The organism is Xanthomonas sp. NCPPB 3569, assembly GCF_041475645.2.
GTDB lineage: Bacteria > Pseudomonadota > Gammaproteobacteria > Xanthomonadales > Xanthomonadaceae > Xanthomonas > Xanthomonas phaseoli.
In genome coordinates this window covers 4,775,732-4,798,404 of record NZ_CM192969.1, presented here as the reverse complement: position 1 = coordinate 4,798,404, position 22,673 = coordinate 4,775,732, and the positions used below count along the sequence as shown (strand labels likewise).

The window sequence follows — 22,673 nt, the reverse complement described above, 5'->3', positions numbered from 1 at the left end:
AAATGGACGCAAGGATCAGTGACGCCCGAATTCGGTCGGCGAAATTTCCGGGTCGTTGCCGACCTGGGGGTCGCAGCTGAAATGCGCGCCCGTGTGCGTGTCCTTCACCACGACGGTGAAAAAGATCAGTGTCGGATGTTTGTTGGCGTTCACCACCTTCACCCAACTGCCGTCATGGGCGATGTCCGGCGGGCCGATCTGCCCCGTCGAATCGGAATTCAGCAGGCTGATGATCTTGAAGCGGTGGGGCACCGATTCGCAGAACGCATAGCGCAGGGTCACATCCTGTTCGCCTTTGCCACAGATGAGCAGGTCCGGCGAGAAGCTGTAGAAGTAGGCGCCCCTGCCGGTATTGCCGCCGAACTCGACGTGCGCCACGGTCAGTGTGATGGTGATGATCTTGGGATCGGTCATGACGTTGGTGATTCCTTGAAGAGCGGGGCATAGAGGGAAACGAATCCCGGGTGGCGGTAGCCCGCTTGATACAGCCATCCGAGCTGTTGCGTCACGGCAGCGCGCCGACCCAGATGGATCTGTGCGCGAATCCAGGGATCGAGCAAGGTCTTGTCGCGACTATTGCCGATATCGGCGCCGAGCACTGCCACCGTGCGTTGCCAGGCGGCGCGTGCACCGACGTGATCGCCGCTGGCGTCCAGTTGTTCGCCATACCAAACCAGGGCATGCGCCAGCGCCGACACGCCGAGCAGATCGGTGGGCCTGGACCGATGCAAGGCGTCCAGCCGCGCCACGATCGCCGCCAGGCTGGAGGTCTGCTCGCTGCCATGCAGCCCCTGCACCCGGTTCAAGCGCAGAGCAATGATGGCATCCAGCCATTGCCATTCCGGCAGCGGTTGTCGCTGCAGCAAGCCTGCCAGCGTCTGACGCGCCTGGGTGAGTTGGCGGGTGGCAGCATCGGCGCGCCCATCCAGTGCGGCAACCCAACCGGCCTGCGCGTAGGCATGCGCCAGATCGCGTTGCCACGTCCGGTTGTCCGGCTGCAGCGCGACCAGCGGTTCCAGGATGTCCACGCTGGCCTGCGCGTCGGCCTGCGCCTGCGCAAGGTGGCCGCGCGCCAGCGCCAGATTGGAGGTGCGTAGCAACGAGGTGGCCATGCGCCGTCGCCACGCATTGGCATCCGGATCGTTCTTCACCAACACGCGCAGCACCGCGATCTGCTCGCGGTAGCCTTGTTCTGCTGGCGCCAGCAAGCCCTGATTTTCCTGCGCAAGGCTTAGCCAAGACAGGCTATCGACGAGTTCGTAGCGGACTGCCGCGTTATCCGGCGTGCGCGCCAATACCTGGCGCTTGAGTGCGATGGAACGTGCAAAGAACTCGATCGCCGCAGTGGTGTGACCTTCGCTTCTGGACAAGGTGCCCAGGTTGTTCAGCGCATACGACAACTCCAGTTGCCAGCGCGGATCCTGTGGAGCTGCGCGTACCAAGTGTTCGCAGGCCCCCAGATACTGCAACCAGTGCGTGCGCGCCAACGGCAGCTGCTTGGCCTGATACGCCAAATAGCCGAGCCAGTACGCGGCCTGGCCGGCTTCCGCCTGCGCTTCCAATGCATCTGGCGCCTGCATGCGCGCCTGTTCGGCGGTAGCGGCGGCACGCGTGAACGCAGCATGGGCCTCTTTCCCCTTGCCCTGGTTCATCAACACTTCGCCGGTGGTGCGCAGGGCACGGGCGTGGTTGATCAAATCACCGGTGTGCATCTCGGCACTGGGCAAATCTTACAGATACCGCAGCGCACGGCTGCCCACGCTGTCGAGCAATTTCAGGTTGCCCACGGTGCGCAACTGCTCGGCCAGATCGCCCAGCATGTAGCCCACCAGTTGCTGCGCTTGATCGCGGCGTTGTTCGGCCACCTGCTGGGCCTGGCGCGCCCGCCAGCCGAGCAGCAGCGAGGCGCTGGCCAGCACCACCAGCAAGGCGGCGGCGGCGGCGTACAGGCCGCGGCGCTGGCGTTGCGAGCGTTCGCAGGCGCGCAGGAAGGCATGATCCAGTGCGTCCAGATCCTGCGGCATGCGCCGCGCAGCTTCGCGTGCTTCGCTCAGCGGGCGGCCGCTGTTGAGCAAGTGATCGCTGCGCCGGCCTTCGGCGGCCCAGCGTTGCGCCGCCAGTTGCAGCCGCTTGCGCGCCTGCAGCAGGCGGCGGTTTTCATGGATCCACTCGGCCGCACGCGGCCACTGCCGCAATAAGGCTTCGTGCGCGACCGCAAAGCCCGGCTCGCCGGCCACCAGCTCGCTGACGAACAAACGCGCATGCACGAACGCATCCACCAGCACGCGCGTTGGGCTGCTGGCCGGCAGGGCCGACCACAGCGCACGCCGCGCGGTGACGGCATCGCTGTCGGGGTGGATCACGCTCAGCAGCGCCAGCACCTGGCCCAGCGCGGCCTGCGCATCGGACGGCAATGCGCGAAAGGTCTGCTCGGCATGATGCGCCAGCGCGCCTTCCAGGCCGCCCAGGGCGCGATACGCGGCGAACGTCAGCACGCCGTCGTCGCTGCGCTGCGCATGCAGGGCATGCAGCAGATGTTGCAGCAACGGCAACGCATCGGGCTGGCGCGTGGTGGCATCGCGCAGTACATCGTCCAGGCGACCGGCGCCGCTGTGGTCTTCTTCGAAGCGCAGCCCGGCCATCGCTGCCGGCACGCGGATGATCTGGCCGATCTCGCCATCGCGTGGCGGCAGCAGATCCACGTGCCCATCGCCGCGTTTGAGCTCGACGATGTCCGGCAGTGCATCGATCAGGCGCGGATAAAAATCGCTGCGGGTGAGCATCAGCACGGCCACGTGCGCGCTGGCGCACAGCGCGTGCATCGCTGCCGCCAGCGCAGCGCGGTCGGCGGCGGTGATGCCGGGCGTGGCCACCATCGCTTCGGCATGGTCGATGACCAGCAGCAGATGGCGCTGGGTGTGCACGTTCTCGCGCGCTGGGCCGGTTTGGCGCATCGCCTCGTCGATGGCCGCGTGCAGCGGCGCAGGTTGCTGCAGCCATTCGGGCAGGCGTGCCATCTGCGCCGGCGACAACACCGCGCGTTCGCCTGGTGCCCATTGCCCCAGTGCACGTGCGAGCGTCTCCAGCACATCGCCGCCGCGGCATTGCGCCAGGTTGCAGTACGCCACCGCGATGGCCTCCAGCCCATCCAGGCCGCCGGGCTGGCACAACAACGGCACCACGCCGGCGCGCAGCAACGAGGTCTTGCCGCAGCCGCTGGCGCCGCTCACCAGCACCAGCCCGCGCTGGCTGTGCAATTGCGCACGCAACGCGCCCAGCACCTGCGCAATGGCGTGGCTGCGGCCGAAGAACACGTCTGCATGTGCCGGGTCGAATGCCTGCAGCCCCATGTACGGGTTGCCATGCGCCCACGCCTGCGTGCCGATCACCGCGCCGCGGTAATCGTCGGGAAACACCACCTTCGGCAACAGCCGGTAGCCACGCTTGCGGATGGTTTCGATAAAGCGCGGCTGGCGGCTGTCGTCGCCGAGCTTGCGGCGCAGCTGGGCGATGGTCTTGTGCACCGGGTTATCGCCGTAGAAGCTGCCGTGCCACACCTCGATCAACAACTGCTCGGCGCTGATGACCTCGCCGGCGCGCTCGGCCAGCGCGATCAGCACTTCCATCATGCGCGGTTCCAGCGTGATGGTCTGGCCGTCGTCGATCAGCGTCAGCCGCTCCGGCTCGACCAGCAATGGCCCAAGACGGAACCGCGGAACGGAGCCCAGCTGCGTGACGCGCTCGCTTCGAAGAGACATCGCTCAAATACCGGTCGCACAACTGGAAGGGGCCTCGACAATCGCCATCAGGCGCGGCCAGGCACGGCACGGCAGGCGAAAACGTAGCACAGCTCGCTGCCGCGAAAGTCGATTGTGGTCGCTGTTCGTTGCTGGGTGCGCGCAGGTGCTGGCGTCAGGTCGCCGTGCCGCGGACCTCATGCGCTTCCATACAGCGGCGTGTGTTTACGCATCAGGCTGTTTCGCGCGCGCCACACGCACTAAGATGCCGCCAGCATCTTGCTGACCAGGAGTCCACGTTGATCATCCATCCCAAAGTGCGCGGCTTCATCTGCACCACCACGCATCCGCTTGGCTGCGAGCGCAATGTGCTCGAGCAGATCGCCGCAACGCGTGCGCGCGGCGTACGCACTGACGGCCCCAAGAAGGTGCTGGTGATCGGCGCGTCCAGCGGCTACGGCCTGGCCTCGCGCATCACCGCTGCCTTCGGGTTCGGTGCGGACACGCTGGGCGTGTTCTTCGAAAAGCCCGGCACCGCGAGCAAGGCCGGCACCGCCGGCTGGTACAACTCGGCCGCCTTCGACAAACATGCCAAGGCCGCGGGGCTGTATAGCAAGTCGATCAATGGCGACGCGTTTTCCGATGCCGCGCGCGAGAAGGTGATCGAGCTGATCAAGACCGAGATGGGCGGGCAGGTCGACCTGGTGGTGTATTCGCTGGCCTCGCCGGTGCGCAAGCTGCCGGGCAGCGGCGAAGTGAAGCGTTCGGCGCTCAAGCCGATCGGGCAGACCTACACCGCCACCGCCATCGACACCAACAAGGACACCATCATCCAGGCTTCGATCGAGCCGGCCACCGAGCAGGAGATCGAAGATACCGTCACCGTGATGGGCGGGCAGGATTGGGAACTGTGGATCGATGCGCTGGACGGCGCCGGCGTGCTGGCCGATGGCGCACGCAGCGTGGCCTTCAGCTATATCGGCACCGAAATCACCTGGCCGATCTACTGGCATGGCGCACTCGGCAAGGCCAAGGTCGACCTGGACCACACCGCGCAGCGCTTGAACGCGCGCCTGGCCAAGCACGGTGGCGGCGCCAATGTGGCGGTGCTCAAATCGGTGGTCACCCAGGCCAGCGCAGCCATTCCGGTGATGCCGCTGTACATCTCCATGGTCTACAAGATCATGAAGGAGAAGGGCTTGCACGAAGGCACCATCGAGCAGCTCGACCGCCTGTTCCGCGAGCGCCTGTACCGCGAAGACGGCCAGCCGGCGCAGATGGACGACGAAAATCGTCTGCGCCTGGACGACTGGGAATTGCGCGACGACGTGCAGGACGCCTGCAAGGCATTGTGGCCGCAGGTCACCACCGAGAACCTGTTCGAGCTCACCGACTATGCCGGCTACAAGCACGAGTTCCTCAAGCTGTTCGGCTTCGAGCGCGACGACGTGGATTACGACGCCGATGTGGCGACGGATGTCAGCTTCGATTGCATCGAGTTGGGGTGATTGCCGGGATTGGGGATTCGCAAGAGCGGTGTCTGCATCGCTGATCTTCAGCGGACCCGAACGTTTTTCGCAAGGACAACCGGCACGCGATGCTGGTTGTCCTTGCCGTGACGAATCCCAACTCCCTAATCCCAAATCACGGCACCCAATGGACAAATGCATCGCCCATCTCGTCCTGGCCTTCCTGGTCAGCGTGGCCTGCGCTGCATTGCTGGGCTCCGTCAGGTTGTACTGGTCATTGAAGGCGATCGCCAATCTGTTGATCACCACGGCGTCGTCTGCGCCGCGGTGATGCAGGACGACTCTGCACCGCCCTGGAACCACGCCTTGTTGGTCACGCTGTTCTTCAGCCTCCCGGCGGCGCTATGTGTGGTGTTGCTGAGCGCAGCACTCAGACGGATCACCAACAAACCTCGCACCCGTGCACTCGCCTGAAACACGTAAGCGCTGTCAGCCACGGGCGCATCATCCCTGAGCGCACCGCGCTGGGAGCAACGCGCCCGGCCAGAGCACCGAATCTCCGGCGCTGTTGCCAACCCCAATCCCGACTCCCCAATCCCGGTGCGTCAGCGCCGCACATCAAACCGCGCATCCCCCACGCACGCCTGCACGTCGGCCACCGAGAGCGGATTGAAATCGCCCGGGATCGAATGCTTCAAGCAGCCGGCGGCCAGGCCGAAGCGCACCGTATCCTCCAGCGACCAGCCTTCGATCAGGCCGTGCAGCACGCCGGCCGCAAACGCGTCGCCGCCGCCAATGCGGTCGATGATGGGGGTGAGTTCTTCGCTGGGTGCACGCGCCACGGCGCCGTCGCGCGGCACCAGCATCGCGCCCAGGCTGTGGTGGTCCACGTGATGCGCCACGCGTTGCGTGCAGGCCATCAACTGCAGCTGCGGGAATGCAGCGAAGGCCTGCTGCGCGGCCGCTTCCACGCGCGCTTCCAGCGTGTCCTGCGCGAACTCGCCGCCCAGCACCACGCCGATGTCGCGGTAATCGGCAAACACCACATCCGCGCAGGCAAACAGCTGATGCAGGATGCCGCGCGCATCGCCCTGCCAGCGTTGCCACAACTTGGGCCGGTAGTTGCCGTCGAACGACACCTTCACCCCGGCCGCACGCGCGGCACGTGCCGCCGCCAGCGTGGCCTGCGCCACCTCCGCGCCCAATGCCGGGCTCACCCCGGACAGGTGCAGCCACTGCACGCCTTCCAGCAGACGCGGCCAGTCGTAGGCATCGGCCGGTGCCAGTGCAAAGGCCGAGTCGGCGCGGTCGTAGATCACTTCGCTGGGGCGATGGATCGCACCGGTCGTCAGGAAATACAGACCCATGCGGCCGTCCACGCGCCGCACATGGCGGGTATCCACGTCGTGCCGGCGCAGTTCGCCCAGCACCGCGGCGCCCAACGGGTTGTCCGCCACCGTGCTGACCATGGCCACGGCATGGCCGAAATGCGCCAGCGAGACGCCGACGTTGGCCTCCGCGCCGCCGCAGTGCACGTCCAGCCGAGGCTGCTGCAGCAGCAGCGCATGGCCAGGCGCCCCCAGGCGCAGCAATAACTCACCAAAACACAGGATACGGGCACGGCTCATGCGGCAATTACCTCGGCTGGGTGGTACGTGACGGGTGGGGGCGCCGTCGCGCACTGAGATGACCATCGGTGTCATTCTAGCCGGCGCGAAATGCCGGCTGCTACGGCCATGATGCGACGTGAAGTGACCGCTTGCACCCGTTTTTCGGAAATTTGGTGGCGTTTTCTGCTGCGCTGCAAGATGTTACGGGACGATTCAGCTGGTAACGTCATTTTGACCAGCGGTGTCATTGCCGCTCTCAACCCGCTATTTCACATTGTTCATGGACCCTTGGGAGGGGAGGACATGCAATTTCGGACCACCAGCCGGAAGACACCGGTTACCTTGCTTGCGCTGTCGATCGGGATGGCGCTGAGCGGCCAGGCTGCCGCACAAGACGCCGCCCCATCGCCCGCCGAGCCCGCCGTCGACCTGGACACTGTCACGGTGACCGGTTACCGCGCCAGCGTCGAGAAGGCGCTGGACATCAAGCGCGGCGAAGCCGGCGTGGTCGATGCCATCGTTGCCGAGGACATCGGCAAGTTCCCCGACCTCAACCTGGCCGAGTCGCTGCAGCGCATTCCCGGCGTGGTGATCACCCGTGACGCCGGTGAAGGCCGCGCCATCACGGTGCGTGGCCTGGGCCCGGAATTCACCCGCGTCCGCATCAACGGCATGGAAGCGCTCACCACCGTGGGCGCCGGCGACCAGAGCGGTGGCACCAACCGCGGCCGCGGCTTCGACTTCAACGTCTTCGCCTCGGACCTGTTCTCGCAGCTGATCGCGCGCAAGACGGCCTCGGCCGATGTGGAAGAGGGCTCGCTGGGGGCCACCATCGACCTGCGCACCGCGCGCCCGTTCGACTACAGCGGCTTTACGTTTGCCGCCAGCGGCCAGGCGGCCTACAACGCCATGGCCGAGAAGGCCAACCCGCGTGTAGCGGCGCTGATCGCCAATACCTGGGCCGACAACACCTTCGGCGCCTTGCTGTCGGTGGCCTATACCGAACGGCAGGTGCTGGAAGAAGGCTCCAACACCGGCCGCTGGGCCAATGGGACGAGCAACGGCAACTTCAGTGCGGCATCGCCCTTTGCGGCCGCACGCTCGGCCGACGTGTACCACCCGCGCTTCCCGCGTTATGTGCAGATGGAACACGACCAGCAGCGCCTGGGCGTGACCGGGTCGTTGCAGTGGAAGCCCACCGACCGCACCACCATCTCGCTGGACGCGCTGTACTCCAAGATCGACGCCACGCGCGATGAGCATTACATCGAGGCCATCTCCTTCAGCCGCGGTCGCGACAGCGGCACGCCGCGGCGCGCCGACCGCGACGGCAAGCCGGCCACCATCGTGCGCAATGGTGAGATCCGCAACAACGCGCTGGTGTACGGCGAATTCGACAACGTCGATATCCGCTCGGAAAACCGCCACGACGAGTGGAACACCGAGTTCAAGCAGGTCAGCCTGGATCTGGAGCACCGCTTCAGCGATGCCTTCTCCGTGTCCGGCCGTGTCGGTACCTCGCGCTCGGCGCACGAGAACCCGGTGCAGACCACCATCATCATGGACAAGTACGACGTCGACGGCTACAGCTACGACTATCGCGGCAACAACCGTGCGCCGGTGCTGAACTACGGCATCGACCCGACCAATCCTGCCGGGTGGGAACTGGCCGAAATCCGCCTGCGTCCGCAGACGGTGGACAACGATTTCGATACGGCGCAGATCGACTTCAACTGGAACATCAGCCCCGGGTTCCGCCTCAAGGGTGGCGTGCTGGCCAAGGACTACACCTTCAGCACGGTTGAACTGCGTCGCGCCAGCGAAATTGCGGTGCCGACCTTCGCCGATGGCACCCGTATCGTGCCGACGGACCTGACCGAGCAGGCCGGCCTGAAGGGCATCAACGGCAGCCCGTCCAACTGGGTCGTTCCCAACCTGGATGCAGTGGCCAACCAGCTCGGCATCTACAGCAACGCCGGCACCTACGCCGTGGCGCCGCGTGCCAACAACACCCGCAGCGTCGAAGAAAAGGACCGCGGCGTCTGGTTGATGGGCGAGTTCTCCACCGACCTGGGCTCCATCCCGCTGTCGGGTAATTTCGGCGTGCGCTATGTGCGCACCGAGCAGGAATCCACCGGCTATGCGTTGATCAACAACGCGCCGGCGCTGACCACGGTGGGCCGCAAATACAACAACACGTTGCCCTCGTTCAACCTGGTGGCCGAGCTCGCGCCCGACCTGCTGCTGCGTCTGGGCGCGGCCAAGGTGATGTCGCGCCCCGGGCTGGGCAGCCTCACGCCCGGTGTGACCGTGGCCGTGGCCGGTGGCGCACGCACCGTGTCCGGCGGCAACCCGGATCTGGATCCGATCGAAGCCACCAATGTCGATCTTGGCCTGGAGTGGTACTTCAACGAAGGCGCGATGCTCGGTGTCGGCGTGTTCTACAAGGACATCGAAAGTTTCATCCAGACCGCACGCGAAGTGCGCCCGTATGCCAGCAGTGGCTTGCCGGCCTCCTTGCTGGATGGCACCGGCGCCAGCATCAACGACGACTTCACCTTCAGCATTCCATTGAATACACCCGGTGGCGAGTTGAAGGGCGTGGAAGCGAACTATGTCCAGCCATTTACGTTCCTGCCGGGCAAGTGGGCCAACCTGGGCGTGCAACTGAACTACACCTGGGTGGATTCGCAGATCCAGTACCTGTCCAGCACCGGCGCACCGGTGATGAAGAACGACCTGACCGGGCTGTCGCGCTCGTCGTGGAATGCGACCTTGTTCTACGAGGGCGAGTCTTTCGCCGGCCGCATCTCGGCCACCAATCGCGACGACTACCTGACCCAGGCCCCCGGCACCGAAGCGGGATTCAACGTCGATGGCGTGCACGGCATGACCGGTACCACCATGATCGACGCCTCGTTGCGCTACAAGATCAGCAAGCAACTGGAACTGAGCCTGGAGGGTATCAACCTCACCAACGAAGCGTCCGACGAATGGGTGTGGTCGCCGCAGACCGGCGAGTTGCCGCTGCAGTACACCGAAACCGGCCGCCAGTACTTGCTGGGCCTGCGCTACAAGTTCTAAGTGCAGCCAAGTCGCGCCAAAAGATATCTGCCCGCTACGCACATCGCGTAGCGGGCGTGATATGGACGTTGCAACGCATCTGTACGACGCACCGGTAGCCGTACATCGCTGCACGCAATGCAGTGGTGTGCACTGCACCCTTTCGCGCCGCGCACGACGACCGCCTGGGTCATCAGCGTGCATGCGGTGGTGGCCCAGGTGCGATGCAAGCGCAGCCTGGCACCGCGTAGTCTATGCAGGCCATCGCGGCGCCGGGCAGGACATGTGGCAGACCCGTGCCGGCGTGGGGCTGTCAACGCCATGCAGTATCGAATATTCGCCGCGCGGTGATCCCGTGCGGCGATGCGTTTTGAGGAGTCAGGCAGTGAGCGTGCAGAAGTGGTGGATGGGTGTGCTGTTGTTGGTTGCGCTGCCGGTGCGTGCGGCCGCTGCCGATGCACCGGAGCTGTTGTTCCGCGTCTCGGCCGACCAGGGTCTGCAAGCCGATGTCGCCCGCGGCGATGGCGTGCCCAACTTCCGCGACAAGATCGCGCTGGTGCCCACCGGCAAACGCGGCAACGCCATCGAATGGGCCGACGACGGCGTGCTGTCGTGGAATGCGCCCGGCAATCTCTACACCCAGCGCGGCACGCTCGGCTTTTTCTGGCGCGCGCGTTACCCGGTCGGCGAAGCGCCGTTCGTGATCTTCCGCGTCGGCTACGCCGACCACACCAGCTGGGACATGGCCTGGCTGCGCATCGACTGGAACGGCCACGGCTTCGATGCCTTCGTCACCGACGCCAACCTCGCGCGCACCCGTGTCTCCTTCAAGCTCGACACGCTGCCAAAGCCCAATGACTGGACCCACATCGCCTTCGCCTGGGACGAAACCCGCGGCGTGCGCCTGTACGTGGACGGCAAGGAAGCCGCACGCGTGGACTGCGGTGCACCCTGCGCCAACGGTGGCGCGCTCGATTACGATGCCGCGCTCGACCAGTTCGGCCTGGCCGGCCGGGTGATGTCGCCGCACCAGGTGCAGAGCCGCTACAACTTCCTGCGCGGCAGCGACTTCGACGAGATCCGCATCTACGACCGCATGCTCGATGGCGCAGGCGCCAGTGCGCTCGCACGCCTGCAGGAACCCACCACCGCCCCGGCCATCGCTGCGGATGCGCAACACGCCGCCTTCCTGCACCGCTACGGCTGGGACAACGGCCACGCACCGCCTGCATTGACCGCACCGGTCACCCGCATCCGCAAGGTGGAATTCACCGACGCACGCGATCTCAAGCAATGGATGTGGAAGGCCACCGACGGCATCGCCGAAACCACCTGGCCCGGCGTCTACAACCGCTCGCGCCTGCCCGGCCGCAACGACTACTTCCAGTTGCCGGACTGGAACACCTATGTCGAAGGCGGAAAAGCGCTCGACCTCACCTTGCCGGACGAACCTTTCAACCGCATCGAGCTGCGCGGCGCCGCTTACGGCCAAGCCACGTACGCCGCGCCCAACGCACCACCGCAACCGCTGTTCGCACGCAGCCAAGGCGTGGTGCGCAGCGTGGACCAGTTCCCCGAGCGCCGCGGCGGCACGCTGCGCTTTGCCAACACCGCGCAGGAAACCCCCATCCAGGAAATTTGGGCCTACAACGTGCAACCAGGGCAGGTGCCCAAAGGCAGCGCGCAACTCAGCTACACCGTGCGCAGCGACATCCAGCCCGACTACGACAACCTTGCCGAGCTGCGCGATGTCATCGCCGGCCGCTACCCACCGGGCGAGCGCCAGACCGTGATCGCGCTGCCCACGAAGGCGCCCGCCCGCAAGCGCCCCAGCGACAAGGCCGCAGCAAGCGCGCAGCAACCCATCGTGCACATCCTGGTGCCGTCCAGCCTGGGCAACCCGCCGCCGGACCAGGCGCTGATGCGCAGCTGGTCCTACGGCTGGGAAAACATGCACGACGGCCTGGACGGCATCGCCATCACCCTGCCGGCGCTGAACCTGCCGGCCACCCACAACGGCAGCATCCCGCTCAACATCCGCATCAAGGACCCCATCTGGCCCGCACGCGACATGATCGACGTCTCGGTCGCCGTCGCCCCCGGCCAGGCCCGCACGCTGTGGCTGGACCTGCGCGACAGAATCCTCAGCAACGACAGCCTGATGCTCAGCATCGCCGCCGCCGCGCCCGGCTTCGATGCCAACGCGCTCGATGGCACCCAGCTGCAGCTGGTGTTCAAGTCGCGCGCCGAGGCCATCAAAGAGCACGTCGCCGACCGCTTCAACCAGGTCAAGGACAACTGGGGCTTTCTGGTGGAAGAACACACCACCTCCAAGCGCCAGCTGCTCTACAAACGCCTGGATGCCGACATCACCGATTTACTGCGCGTCGACCCGGACCACGCCCTCGGCCGCCAGTACTGGAACGACATCAGCTACGCCAACCAGGGCACCTTGCCCGTCGAGATGCCCAGCGTGCCCAAGGGCGTGCCGGCCTGGGCGTTCTGGCAGCTGGAAGACCTCAAAGCCACGCGCCGCTATATCCGCTGGTGGATCGAGCAGCGGCAGGTGGCCTACGGCGATTTCGGCGGCGGCATCTCCGACGATTCGGACCTGGTGCAGCAATGGCCCGGCGTCGCCCTGATGGGCGTGGACCCGGACATGCTCAACGCCTCCATGCTGGCGTTGTCCGATGCCAACTACCGCAACGGCATGTTCACCAACGGCCTGTCCACCATCGAAACCGACGAGCTGCATTCCTACGAGGAGGGCATCAACCTCAACAGCGCCCTGCTATACCTCAACTGGGGCGACCCGCGCACCGTCGAGCGCCTGATGCAAACCGTCAAGGCCTTCGACACCATCATCCAGGTCAACCCGCAAGGCCACCTGCTGTTTGCCAGCAACTGGTTCGGCGGCCGCACCGTCTACCGCGAACCCAACTGGCAATGGCAAAAACCGTACTCCTTCCCCATCGTGCACCCGGCCATCCTGCTGGGCGGCTATAACGCCGACCCCAACAGCCGCCGTATCGTCACCGGGTTAGCGGATGGCTATCTCGCCCACGCCTACACCAACGCCAAGGGCAACTGGGCCCTGCCCAACGAGATCAACTGGCAAACCGGCAAAACCCGCGGTGGCGAACTGTTCGAAGGCAGCGGCGGCGCCGACACCCTGCACACCTTCTGGGCCGCCTACCGCTTCACCGGCGAAGACCGCTATCTCAAAGCCATTAACTACCGCGTCGCCAACAGCGGCCCGAACGGTTTATCGCTGCTCAACGAAAACTTTCTCGATGTCATGGGCAAGCGCAATGACTGGGCCAGCAAGTTAATCGAGGCCGCAAACAAGGACGACGGCAGCGCCCCGGACTTCCCGCACCATGTGGCCTGGGAACAAACCGGCAATCTCGAATATCTCGCCGCCATTTACCGGAGCGAAGCACGCGAGAAACTGCAGAACTTCTACATGAACACCGAAGGTCACTGGTGGAGCGACCGCGTGGAATCCCCTACGGTCAACCTCCAACGCGCACGCTTAGGGGGTGTGGCGCTCAAGCGCAATCAAACCTACCCCGGCCATACCGTCAGCTGGCGCTTCAATGACCCGGAGGCCGCCACGCAAGTCGCCATCGCTATCCCCGCACCCCAGCAAGACCGCTTTACCGTCATCGCCTACAACACCTCCAGTAAACCTCAGCGCGCCAGCATGACCGGCTGGAACGTCGCCCCGGGCCAATGGCGCATCACCCAAGGCGTAAGCAAAGCCAACGACGGCAAGCTCGACAGCGCAAGCAAAACGCAAGAGTTTGCTTTCGAAAAAAGCGCGTCCATCGACATCGACTTCCCCGCAGGCCGCACCACCGTGCTGCAACTCGAACGCATTGCCGAAGCCACACCTGTCGAGCTGCGCCCGGACCTGGGTATCGGCCACGGCGACGTCCGCGTGACTGCCGATGCCATCGAAGTGACCGTGCACAGCCTCGGCCATGCCGATGCACCGGCCGGGTTTGTGGTGCTGGAAGATGCGCGTGGCAAGGAGTTGGCGCGGAGCGCGTTTCCGGCACTCGCGGCACCACGCAATCTGCAGCCAATCACCGCCCAGGTACGCCTGCCGCTCACCAACGCGGCAAATCTAAAAACCGCGCAGGTGCGTGTGGTGACCGAAAGCAACGCCCCAGAGATTACCGACCTCAACAATCATCTTGCTCTACCCACCCCAGCCAAGTCGGCAACCGCAAAAAACAGCCAATAACCCAACACACCAATCCCTTCTCCCGCACGCGGGAGAAGGGGCCCGAAGGGCGGATGAGGGCAAAGCCGATAAAGCCAACGACCACTCGCGCAACCGCATTGACGCAACCCAAAAACTCGGCGAGGATCAAGGCACGCAGTACTTAATGCAGCCGCAAAGCCACACATTTCTTCAGGGGAAGAAACAATGTTGAGCAAGGCATGGAGCATGGTGGCACTGACTGTGGCCGCACTAGGATTGTTTACCGCATCCGCGCAAGCGCGCACCAGAGCCGCCGGCTCGCACCATACCACCAGTCACGGCGGTCACTACAGCGCAGGCCACGGTGCCTCGCACAAGGGTGGCAGCTACCGCAGCACAAGCACCAATAACCACTATCGGCGTCACAAGTCCTAGCAGGCCTCAAGCCAACGCCACTCGGAAGTGCAGCGTAATGCAAAAACTAGGACGCGAAGAATGCATTATCAAAACCTACTGAAGCTGCTTGCCGGCCTTGCCGGCGTCATGCTCGCAACGACGGGCGATTTGCTGGTGGCGCTGGTTTTTGGCGGGAAAAGTACGCGAGGGTGAGGCCGGTACCCTGATCAGCGGCTTCGGATTTCTCTTAATGGCAGCTCTGCGTTGGCAATGCCGTTTTCCTTATGAGCTGCCAAATCGCTTCGCGGCGTCGCTCAATTAAAGTGTTAGGGAAGGTCTGAACAACGCGATCGGAGGATGTGGTAAGCCATATCGGTCGCGGTGACCGCGCTCAGATCCTCGGTTTTTCGCCGTTTTTGGCGCTTTTTCGGGGTATCGTCCCGATTACGGGCGCACCTACCCCGCGGCGGTAATGAACTCTTTGCGCTTCAGCCACAGATTCGACAGCGCAAACAGCATCAGCATCTGTGCGGTGTTCTTCGCCAAACCGCGATAGCGCACCTTGACGTAGCCAAACTGGCGCTTGATCACCCGAAACGGGTGTTCCACCTTTGCACGCAGGCTGGCTTTTGTGTGCTCCCAGCGCTTGGCCAACTTCAGTTCGCGCTTGTTCTTAATCTGCTTCAGCTTCGAGGGCTTCTCCGCGATCAGGTAGCGCAGTTTGCGCTTGCGCTTCATCTCCTCGCGTTTCTCAAGCCCGGTGTAGCCGCTGTCCGCGCACAGCGTGTCCTCCTTGCCGTGCAGCAGCTTGTGCGCTTGTGTGATATCGGCCACGTTGGCCGCCGTGCACTCCACGTGGTGCACCAGCCCGGAGTCATCGTCCACCCCGATGTGCGCCTTCATCCCGAAGTAGTACTGGTTGCCCTTCTTGGTTTGGTGCATCTCCGGATCGCGCTCGCCATCCTTGTTCTTGGTCGAGCTGGGCGCAGCGATGATCGTGGCGTCCACGATCGTCCCGCCGCGCAAGCTCTGCCCCTTGCGCGACAGGTGCGCGTTGACCCGATTGAACAGCTTGCGCGCCAAATCGTGCTGCTCCAACAGATGGCGGAAGTTGAGAATCGTCGTCTCGTCCGGCACCTCATCCAGCCCGCCGATCTTGGCGAAACGGCGCATCGACACCGTGTCGTACAGCGCTTCTTCCGCCGATGGATCGCTCAGTGCATACCACTGCTGCAAAAAGTGGATGCGCAGCATGGTCTCCAGCCGATACGGCTGTCGCCCCGGCTGCCCCGACTTCGGGTAGTGCGGCTCGATCAGCGCCAGCAGGTCCTTCCACGGCACGACCTGGTCCATCTCGGCCAAGAACACCTCACGCCGCGTCCGCTTGCGCTTGCCGTTGTACTCCGCGTCGCCGAAGGTCAGCTGCATCGAAATCGTCTACTCGGGTCGTTGATCGATTGTGGCAGATCACGATGGATTGTTCAGAGTTTCCTTAGATGGATATCTTCCAACGTATTAAACCCCATAAATTCCAACTTTCCATCATCGTCTTTTATCATGGAAGGCAGCGCTTCATTTTTGTTGAGGTATTCAACCGCTGCAACACCTTCGATCGCCGTCAGCAAATAAGGAAGCCAAGCGGGCTCAAAGTGCAAAGAAGTTTTTTTAGTGAAACTATCCAAATTCGCGCAGTCTGAACCGGCCGGCGCCTTTAAGGAAACTCTGAACAATCCATCGTGATCTGCCACAATCGATCAACGACCCGAGTAGACGATTTCGATGCAGCTGACCTTCGGCGACGCGGAGTACAACGGCAAGCGCAAGCGGACGCGGCGTGAGGTGTTCTTGGCCGAGATGGACCAGGTCGTGCCGTGGAAGGACCTGCTGGCGCTGATCGAGCCGCACTACCCGAAGTCGGGGCAGCCGGGGCGACAGCCGTATCGGCTGGAGACCATGCTGCGCATCCACTTTTTGCAGCAGTGGTATGCACTGAGCGATCCATCGGCGGAAGAAGCGCTGTACGACACGGTGTCGATGCGCCGTTTCGCCAAGATCGGCGGGCTGGATGAGGTGCCGGACGAGACGACGATTCTCAACTTCCGCCATCTGTTGGAGCAGCACGATTTGGCGCGCAAGCTGTTCAATCGGGTCAACGCGCACCTGTCGCGCAAGGGGCAGAGCTTGCGCGGCGGGACGATCGTGGACGCCACGATCATCGCTGCGCCCAGCTCGACCAAGAACAAGGATGGCGAGCGCGATCCGGAGATGCACCAAACCAAGAAGGGCAACCAGTACTACTTCGGGATGAAGGCGCACATCGGGGTGGACGATGACTCCGGGCTGGTGCACCACGTGGAGTGCACGGCGGCCAACGTGGCCGATATCACACAAGCGCACAAGCTGCTGCACGGCAAGGAGGACACGCTGTGCGCGGACAGCGGCTACACCGGGCTTGAGAAACGCGAGGAGATGAAGCGCAAGCGCAAACTGCGCTACCTGATCGCGGAGAAGCCCTCGAAGCTGAAGCAGATTAAGAACAAGCGCGAACTGAAGTTGGCCAAGCGCTGGGAGCACACAAAAGCCAGCCTGCGTGCAAAGGTGGAACACCCGTTTCGGGTGATCAAGCGCCAGTTTGGCTACGTCAAGGTGCGCTATCGCGGTTTGGCGAAGAACACCGCACAGATGCTGATGCTGTGTGCGCTGTCGAATCTGTGGCTGAAGCGCAAAGAGTTCATTACCGCCGCGGGGTAGGTGCGCCCGTAATCGGGACGATACCCCGAAAAAGCGCCAAAAACGGCGAAAAACCGAGGATCTGAGCGCGGTCACCGCGACCGATATGGCTTACCACATCCTCCGATCGCGTTGTTCAGACCTTCCTTAGATAACACGGGGATAGGCCGCTGTTAGCCATGACGTCTGACCTAAAGTGCGTTAAATCACAACTGATTTAGAAAGCAAGAGCACTAAGGAAACTCTGAACAATCCATCGTGATCTGCCACAATCGATCAACGACCCGAGTAGACGATTTCGATGCAGCTGACCTTCGGCGACGCGGAGTACAACGGCAAGCGCAAGCGGACGCGGCGTGAGGTGTTCTTGGCCGAGATGGACCAGGTCGTGCCGTGGAAGGACCTGCTGGCGCTGATCGAGCCGCACTACCCGAAGTCGGGGCAGCCGGGGCGACAGCCGTATCGGCTGGAGACCATGCTGCGCATCCACTTTTTGCAGCAGTGGTATGCACTGAGCGATCCATCGGCGGAAGAAGCGCTGTACGACACGGTGTCGATGCGCCGTTTCGCCAAGATCGGCGGGCTGGATGAGGTGCCGGACGAGACGACGATTCTCAACTTCCGCCATCTGTTGGAGCAGCACGATTTGGCGCGCAAGCTGTTCAATCGGGTCAACGCGCACCTGTCGCGCAAGGGGCAGAGCTTGCGCGGCGGGACGATCGTGGACGCCACGATCATCGCTGCGCCCAGCTCGACCAAGAACAAGGATGGCGAGCGCGATCCGGAGATGCACCAAACCAAGAAGGGCAACCAGTACTACTTCGGGATGAAGGCGCACATCGGGGTGGACGATGACTCCGGGCTGGTGCACCACGTGGAGTGCACGGCGGCCAACGTGGCCGATATCACACAAGCGCACAAGCTGCTGCACGGCAAGGAGGACACGCTGTGCGCGGACAGCGGCTACACCGGGCTTGAGAAACGCGAGGAGATGAAGCGCAAGCGCAAACTGCGCTACCTGATCGCGGAGAAGCCCTCGAAGCTGAAGCAGATTAAGAACAAGCGCGAACTGAAGTTGGCCAAGCGCTGGGAGCACACAAAAGCCAGCCTGCGTGCAAAGGTGGAACACCCGTTTCGGGTGATCAAGCGCCAGTTTGGCTACGTCAAGGTGCGCTATCGCGGTTTGGCGAAGAACACCGCACAGATGCTGATGCTGTTTGCGCTGTCGAATCTGTGGCTGAAGCGCAAAGAGTTCATTACCGCCGCGGGGTAGGTGCGCCCGTAATCGGGACGATACCCCGAAAAAGCGCCAAAAACGGCGAAAAACCGAGGATCTGAGCGCGGTCACCGCGACCGATATGGCTTACCACATCCTCCGATCGCGTTGTTCAGACCTTCCTTAGCGTGTTCGGTACTTTGAGGTGAGCGCGAAGCGTCCTGTGGCGCGTCGAGGCAAGGCGTGCGCTGCGCTGCGCTGCGTCCCAGGCTGGCCGCCTGGGCAAGGCGCGCAACGCGGTATCGGCGCGCCACAGGACGCTTCCCCAAAAGATTGGCCGCCAGCGGCACGGAGCGCGCGCCGCGCAGATTGCCTTGGTGCTACCAAGCCGGCGCCACGCAGCACCCGCTCCGCACCGCTGGCGGTCAACGCATCTCATCTCAAGGTGCATAACACGCTCCAAACCCGTCGAGACTGTGCGTGCCGTCCGCGCATAGAGATGGACGACACGCGCAGGGCTCGGGTGTTGCGCGTATTGCACGCAGATGCACCAGGCATCAAGGTGTTCATGGGCGCCCCCACCGGCAACATGCTGGTCGATGCCGGGGTCAGGCCATCTCGCAGTCCCGATCCGCCCATCGGCAGCGACGACGTTGCGATCAGGATCCACGTCGCAGCACGTGCGCAGGCTCACCAACCTCGGCGTCTGGGTTGCTTCGCACTCACCTGTTGCTACGCCAGTGGCTCTAAGCTTGGCGCAGGACCGGCAAGTTGCCATCGCTGCACGCGTGCTGCCCACCGGTCCGCCGCATGACCGGTGCGCCGCCGGCATGATGGCGCTTCCACTCACCACGGGCGCAGGGAAGGGAGACGCGATGGGCCTGTGGGACCGTTTGTTTGGACGCAAGAGCACTGCGGCAGACACGCCGCTCACGGCACCCACGGCAGCGTCTGTCGCTGCCGCAGACGCGTCGGAGGTGGCGGCCGAGATCGACCCCGTGCTACAGCCGGCGCTGAGCGCGTTTCAGCGCGGCGATCATGTCGGTGCCTACAACGCTGCGCAGGCGCAGCTCCACCTTGGTGCCGATGCGCAGCGGCTGTGCGCGCTGTCGTTGAGTGCGCTGGACCGCTATCGCGAAGCCTACCCGCACTGGCTGGCGCTGTACGCGCTGGAGCCCACCGCACACAACGCACTGCAGCTGGCAACCACCTCGGCGATGTGCAACGAGATCGCCCAGGGCGAGCAGTGGCTGCTGACCTTCGACGATCTCAATGCGCAGGAGCGGTCCACCTCGCCGGCGACCGCGCGTACCAGCTTCCTCACCGCGCTCACCCGCGCCGGCCACGGCGCGCACGCGCTGCCGCACTTGGAATGGCTGCGCGAGGCATACGCTGGCATGTCCATCACCGACAGCCACTTCCTGTACGTGCGCGGGCTGCCGTTCCTCGAAGCCTTTCTTGAGCGCAGCACGCCGCTGTTGCGCCAATGCCTGCCTGCCGACGCAGTGCCCGAGTGGTACGCGCAACTGCAACCTGCGCTGGATCCGCCCGGGCAGGCGATGGTGGCGGCCCACATCGCATCGCTGCAATGAGCGCCGTCCGGCCAGCATCGGCGCAGCAGCGTGGTGGCTTCGTCACTCCATTGGCGTGGGTTTCGCTGTTGCTGGGGGTGGTCAGCGTGCTGGCCAATCTGGTGCAGATCGCCATGATCGCACTGACGCCAGGTGCGGCATCGCTAGGGCTGCCCGAAGGCATCACCCTGCCCCCCTCCTGGCAGTGGCTGATCGATCACGCGCTATCGTTATCCGTCGCCGGCGTGGTGCTCTCGGCTGCGTTCTGCGGGTTGAGTTGGGCGCTGCTGCAGCGGCGCGAGTGGGCAAGGCTTGGTTTCGTGGCGGTGTTGCTGGTGACCGGCCTGCTCAATTTCGGCGGACTGGCGTTGATCGGGCCGTTGTTCGACAATGTGCAGATGCTGCTGCCCGCCGATGTGCTGCAAAGCCCGGAATGGCCGCAGATGCAGGCGCGTTTGCAGGCCACCCAGCAACTGTCACTGGTGCTGACCGGCCTGGGTGCGCTGGCGATCGGCTGCGTCCACGCAGCATTGGCTTGGCGGTTGTGCACGCCCGCTGTCCGCGCGGAGTTTTCGCAACCTTAGAGCGTGTGATGCACTTTGAGATGAGATGCGTTGGCCGCCAGCGGTGCGGAGCGGGTGCTGCGTGGCGCCGGCTTGGCTGGCGCCAAGGCAAGCCGCGCGGCGCCCGCTCCGTGCCGCTGGCGACCAACCCTCCGGGAAGCGTCCTGTGGCGCGCCGAGACCGCGTTGCGCGCCTTGCCCAGGCGGCCAACACGCCTTGTCTGGGCACGCCACAGGACGCTTCGCATTCACCTCAAAGTACATAACGCTCTAGCGACTTGGAAGCGGGTAAGGACACTGCAGTCTGCAGCCGATCAGCTGCCTTGCAACGCAATACGCCTCGCTCGCCAGCTGCGCATAAAAACACTGGAAGCTTGCGTGTGCGATTGCCTGGCGTATCTCCAAGCCCAGGTCGAATGCACCGCGCGCCCATCGCTTGCGGCGCACGCCGTAAACCCATCCTTGCGGCGAGGACACTGCACCAGCACATTGGTCGGCAGTTGCTGAAGGTGCTCTTCATACGGAAACGGCGCTGCAGAACACGCACGTGTCGCCGGTCGGTTGCACTGGCATACGACCATCTTGACGCGTCCTTGGCCGCTCACCGTCGCGGGATCCTTGGCGGCATGGATGCCGCCAAGGAGCTTACAGGGACGTGCTTGCAGCGTGTCCCGCGATGGTGGGCAGACAAGGGCGCTGCAGCCAGCGCAAAGACCTCGAGGGAGCGGCGCCCTCACCAGACAGTTTGCTGGTGGTCTTGTCGCGAAACGAAAGCACACCTCGCACGGTTGGCTGACTGTTGGCTGCCGCGCTGGAGTTTGCGCACCGACCAACTCGACTGGTCATTGCCCAGCAGTGATCGCTGCGCTTACATCCGTTTCGCGCATCGCACTGCGACAAACGGGCGCGCTTGCGCGGGATACACCACGCCCAGTGCACGGCTTAGAATTGGGACATGAACGAATTCGACCGTGTACGCGATTATCTGACCGACCTGCAGGACCGGATCTGCGCCGCTGTGGAAGCTGCCGACGGCAAGGCACGCTTTGCCGAGGATGTTTGGAAGCGCGAAGAAGGCGGCGGTGGCCGGACCCGCATCCTGCGCGACGGTGCGGTGTTCGAGCAGGCCGGCATCGGTTTTTCGGATGTGTCCGGGACGCGCCTGCCGCCGTCGGCCAGTGCGCACCGGCCCGAACTTGCCGGTGCGACCTGGCGTGCATGCGGCGTCTCGCTGGTGTTTCATCCGCACAACCCGTATATCCCGACCACGCACATGAACGTGCGCTACTTCCGCGCCGAGCGCGATGGCGCGGTGGTGGCCGCCTGGTTTGGCGGTGGCTTCGACCTGACCCCGTTCTATCCCTTCGATGAAGACGTACAGCACTGGCACCGCGTGGCGCAGGCGCTGTGCGTGCCGTTTGGCCAAGAGCGCTATGCCGCGCACAAGCGTTGGTGCGACGAATACTTTTTCCTGCGCCACCGCAACGAGACGCGTGGCGTGGGCGGGCTGTTCTTCGACGATCTGGGTCAGGACTTCGAGCGCGACTTTGCCTACCAGCGCGCAGTGGGCGATGGCTTCCTGGATGCATACATCCCAATCGTGCAGCGTCGCAAGGACACACCCTATGGCGAGCGCGAACGCGAGTTCCAGCTGTACCGTCGTGGGCGCTACGTGGAATTCAACCTGGTCTACGACCGCGGCACCCTGTTTGGTCTGCAGAGCGGTGGGCGCGCCGAGAGCATCCTGATGAGTTTGCCCCCGCGGGTACGCTGGGAGTACGGCTTCACGCCGGAGCCAGGCAGTGCCGAAGCAGGTCTGGCCGATTACCTGATTCCACGCGACTGGCTGGGTTGATCGAAACGTCGCCGTAGGCTGGGCGTCCTGGCGGATGTCCACGCAGGTGGTGGCACTGGCAGACACGTTACGGCGCGCGTGGCGGGCAAGCGCCTTGCCTGCTGACGGCTCGATCAACTGCGTCATCGTGCGCCATGCCGCCCGGTGACGGCACAGCAGAGGCGCCGATCGCGTGACGCGAGGCGCGTTGTTCTTCTGCAGAATCAAACTCACACCATCGCCTGCATTGCAGCGTGCCCCGGCAAGCGCGT

At 64.1% G+C, this 22,673-nt stretch carries 13 protein-coding genes and 2 pseudogenes; 10 read left to right on the top strand and 5 right to left on the bottom strand.

Going from position 1 to position 22,673, the window contains the following annotated elements; translation table 11 throughout:
• Positions 1-15: 15 nt before the first annotated feature.
• Together ACCQ03_RS20680 and ACCQ03_RS20675 are read right to left on the bottom strand one after the other, a co-directional pair.
• Complete coding sequence (locus ACCQ03_RS20680; protein WP_017154858.1) at positions 16-414, bottom strand: hypothetical protein; 399 nt, start codon at positions 412-414, stop codon at positions 16-18.
• Positions 411-3,758, bottom strand: a pseudogene (locus tag ACCQ03_RS20675) (nSTAND1 domain-containing NTPase). Before ACCQ03_RS20675 ends, ACCQ03_RS20680 begins: the two are co-directional and overlap by 4 nt.
• A 278-nt stretch (positions 3,759-4,036) precedes the next feature.
• On the opposite strand from ACCQ03_RS20675, the gene fabV reads away from it, so the two are divergent.
• Both fabV and ACCQ03_RS20665 read left to right on the top strand, forming a co-directional pair.
• The gene (gene fabV, locus ACCQ03_RS20670; RefSeq protein WP_209227960.1) at positions 4,037-5,245 is read left to right on the top strand and encodes an enoyl-ACP reductase FabV; all 1,209 of its coding nucleotides are present in this window, start codon (positions 4,037-4,039) and stop codon (positions 5,243-5,245) included.
• Positions 5,246-5,393: 148 nt separating this feature from the next.
• Positions 5,394-5,680 (top strand): annotated as a pseudogene (locus ACCQ03_RS20665) (hypothetical protein).
• A gap of 131 nt (positions 5,681-5,811) precedes the next feature.
• Here ACCQ03_RS20665 and ACCQ03_RS20660 read toward each other — a convergent pair.
• Entirely contained in the window at positions 5,812-6,834 is a 1,023-nt protein-coding gene (locus ACCQ03_RS20660) for a sugar kinase (protein WP_022557851.1), read from the bottom strand.
• A 285-nt stretch (positions 6,835-7,119) separates the two neighbouring features.
• Between ACCQ03_RS20660 and ACCQ03_RS20655 the strand changes: the two genes are divergently transcribed.
• From ACCQ03_RS20655 to ACCQ03_RS20645, 3 genes are all read left to right on the top strand, one after another.
• Positions 7,120-9,900, top strand: a complete 2,781-nt coding sequence (locus ACCQ03_RS20655; protein ID WP_057679213.1) for a TonB-dependent receptor — start codon at positions 7,120-7,122, stop codon at positions 9,898-9,900.
• Positions 9,901-10,285: 385 nt separating this feature from the next.
• Positions 10,286-14,131 carry a LamG-like jellyroll fold domain-containing protein gene (locus tag ACCQ03_RS20650; RefSeq protein WP_150147788.1) on the top strand — a complete coding sequence of 1,282 codons (3,846 nt, stop codon included), beginning with the start codon at positions 10,286-10,288 and terminating at the stop codon, positions 14,129-14,131.
• Positions 14,132-14,317: 186 nt separating this feature from the next.
• Positions 14,318-14,527: a hypothetical protein gene (locus ACCQ03_RS20645; RefSeq protein WP_057679212.1), complete on the top strand. Its 210-nt coding sequence runs from the start codon at positions 14,318-14,320 to the stop codon at positions 14,525-14,527.
• A gap of 417 nt (positions 14,528-14,944) precedes the next feature.
• Here ACCQ03_RS20645 and ACCQ03_RS20640 read toward each other — a convergent pair whose 3' ends face one another.
• Entirely contained in the window at positions 14,945-15,916 is a 972-nt protein-coding gene (locus ACCQ03_RS20640; RefSeq protein ID WP_150147813.1) for an IS5 family transposase, read from the bottom strand.
• Positions 15,917-15,969: 53 nt separating this feature from the next.
• Positions 15,970-16,170: a hypothetical protein gene (locus ACCQ03_RS20635; RefSeq protein ID WP_506185203.1), complete on the bottom strand. Its 201-nt coding sequence runs from the start codon at positions 16,168-16,170 to the stop codon at positions 15,970-15,972.
• Positions 16,171-16,267: 97 nt separating this feature from the next.
• On the opposite strand from ACCQ03_RS20635, the gene ACCQ03_RS20630 reads away from it, so the two are divergent.
• From ACCQ03_RS20630 to hemF, 5 genes are all read left to right on the top strand, one after another.
• Positions 16,268-17,239, top strand: a complete 972-nt coding sequence (locus ACCQ03_RS20630; RefSeq protein WP_372359820.1) for an IS5 family transposase — start codon at positions 16,268-16,270, stop codon at positions 17,237-17,239.
• Positions 17,240-17,519: 280 nt separating this feature from the next.
• A complete protein-coding gene (locus ACCQ03_RS20625) occupies positions 17,520-18,491 on the top strand; it encodes an IS5 family transposase (protein WP_150147813.1) in 972 nt (323 codons plus the stop codon).
• 695 nt (positions 18,492-19,186) lie between these two features.
• A complete protein-coding gene (locus ACCQ03_RS20620; protein WP_170922297.1) occupies positions 19,187-20,026 on the top strand; it encodes a hypothetical protein in 840 nt (279 codons plus the stop codon).
• Positions 20,023-20,589 (top strand): hypothetical protein, encoded by a 567-nt coding sequence (locus ACCQ03_RS20615; protein WP_057680051.1) that lies wholly within the window; start codon positions 20,023-20,025, stop codon positions 20,587-20,589. The genes ACCQ03_RS20620 and ACCQ03_RS20615 overlap by 4 nt, the downstream gene beginning before the upstream one ends.
• 933 nt (positions 20,590-21,522) lie before the next feature.
• Positions 21,523-22,422, top strand: coding sequence for an oxygen-dependent coproporphyrinogen oxidase (gene hemF / locus ACCQ03_RS20610; RefSeq protein ID WP_057680009.1), 900 nt, complete (start codon positions 21,523-21,525; stop codon positions 22,420-22,422).
• Positions 22,423-22,673 lie beyond the last annotated feature (251 nt).

Coding starts and splice junctions, on each gene's coding strand:
- ACCQ03_RS20680 (WP_017154858.1), bottom strand. CDS start 414: ATGACCGATCCCAAGATCATCACCATCACACTGACCGTGGCGCACGTC.
- ACCQ03_RS20660 (WP_022557851.1), bottom strand. CDS start 6,834: ATGAGCCGTGCCCGTATCCTGTGTTTTGGTGAGTTATTGCTGCGCCTG.
- ACCQ03_RS20655 (WP_057679213.1), top strand. CDS start 7,120: ATGCAATTTCGGACCACCAGCCGGAAGACACCGGTTACCTTGCTTGCG.
- ACCQ03_RS20650 (WP_150147788.1), top strand. CDS start 10,286: ATGGGTGTGCTGTTGTTGGTTGCGCTGCCGGTGCGTGCGGCCGCTGCC.
- ACCQ03_RS20645 (WP_057679212.1), top strand. CDS start 14,318: ATGTTGAGCAAGGCATGGAGCATGGTGGCACTGACTGTGGCCGCACTA.
- ACCQ03_RS20640 (WP_150147813.1), bottom strand. CDS start 15,916: ATGCAGCTGACCTTCGGCGACGCGGAGTACAACGGCAAGCGCAAGCGG.
- ACCQ03_RS20630 (WP_372359820.1), top strand. CDS start 16,268: ATGCAGCTGACCTTCGGCGACGCGGAGTACAACGGCAAGCGCAAGCGG.
- ACCQ03_RS20625 (WP_150147813.1), top strand. CDS start 17,520: ATGCAGCTGACCTTCGGCGACGCGGAGTACAACGGCAAGCGCAAGCGG.
- ACCQ03_RS20615 (WP_057680051.1), top strand. CDS start 20,023: ATGAGCGCCGTCCGGCCAGCATCGGCGCAGCAGCGTGGTGGCTTCGTC.
- hemF (WP_057680009.1), top strand. CDS start 21,523: ATGAACGAATTCGACCGTGTACGCGATTATCTGACCGACCTGCAGGAC.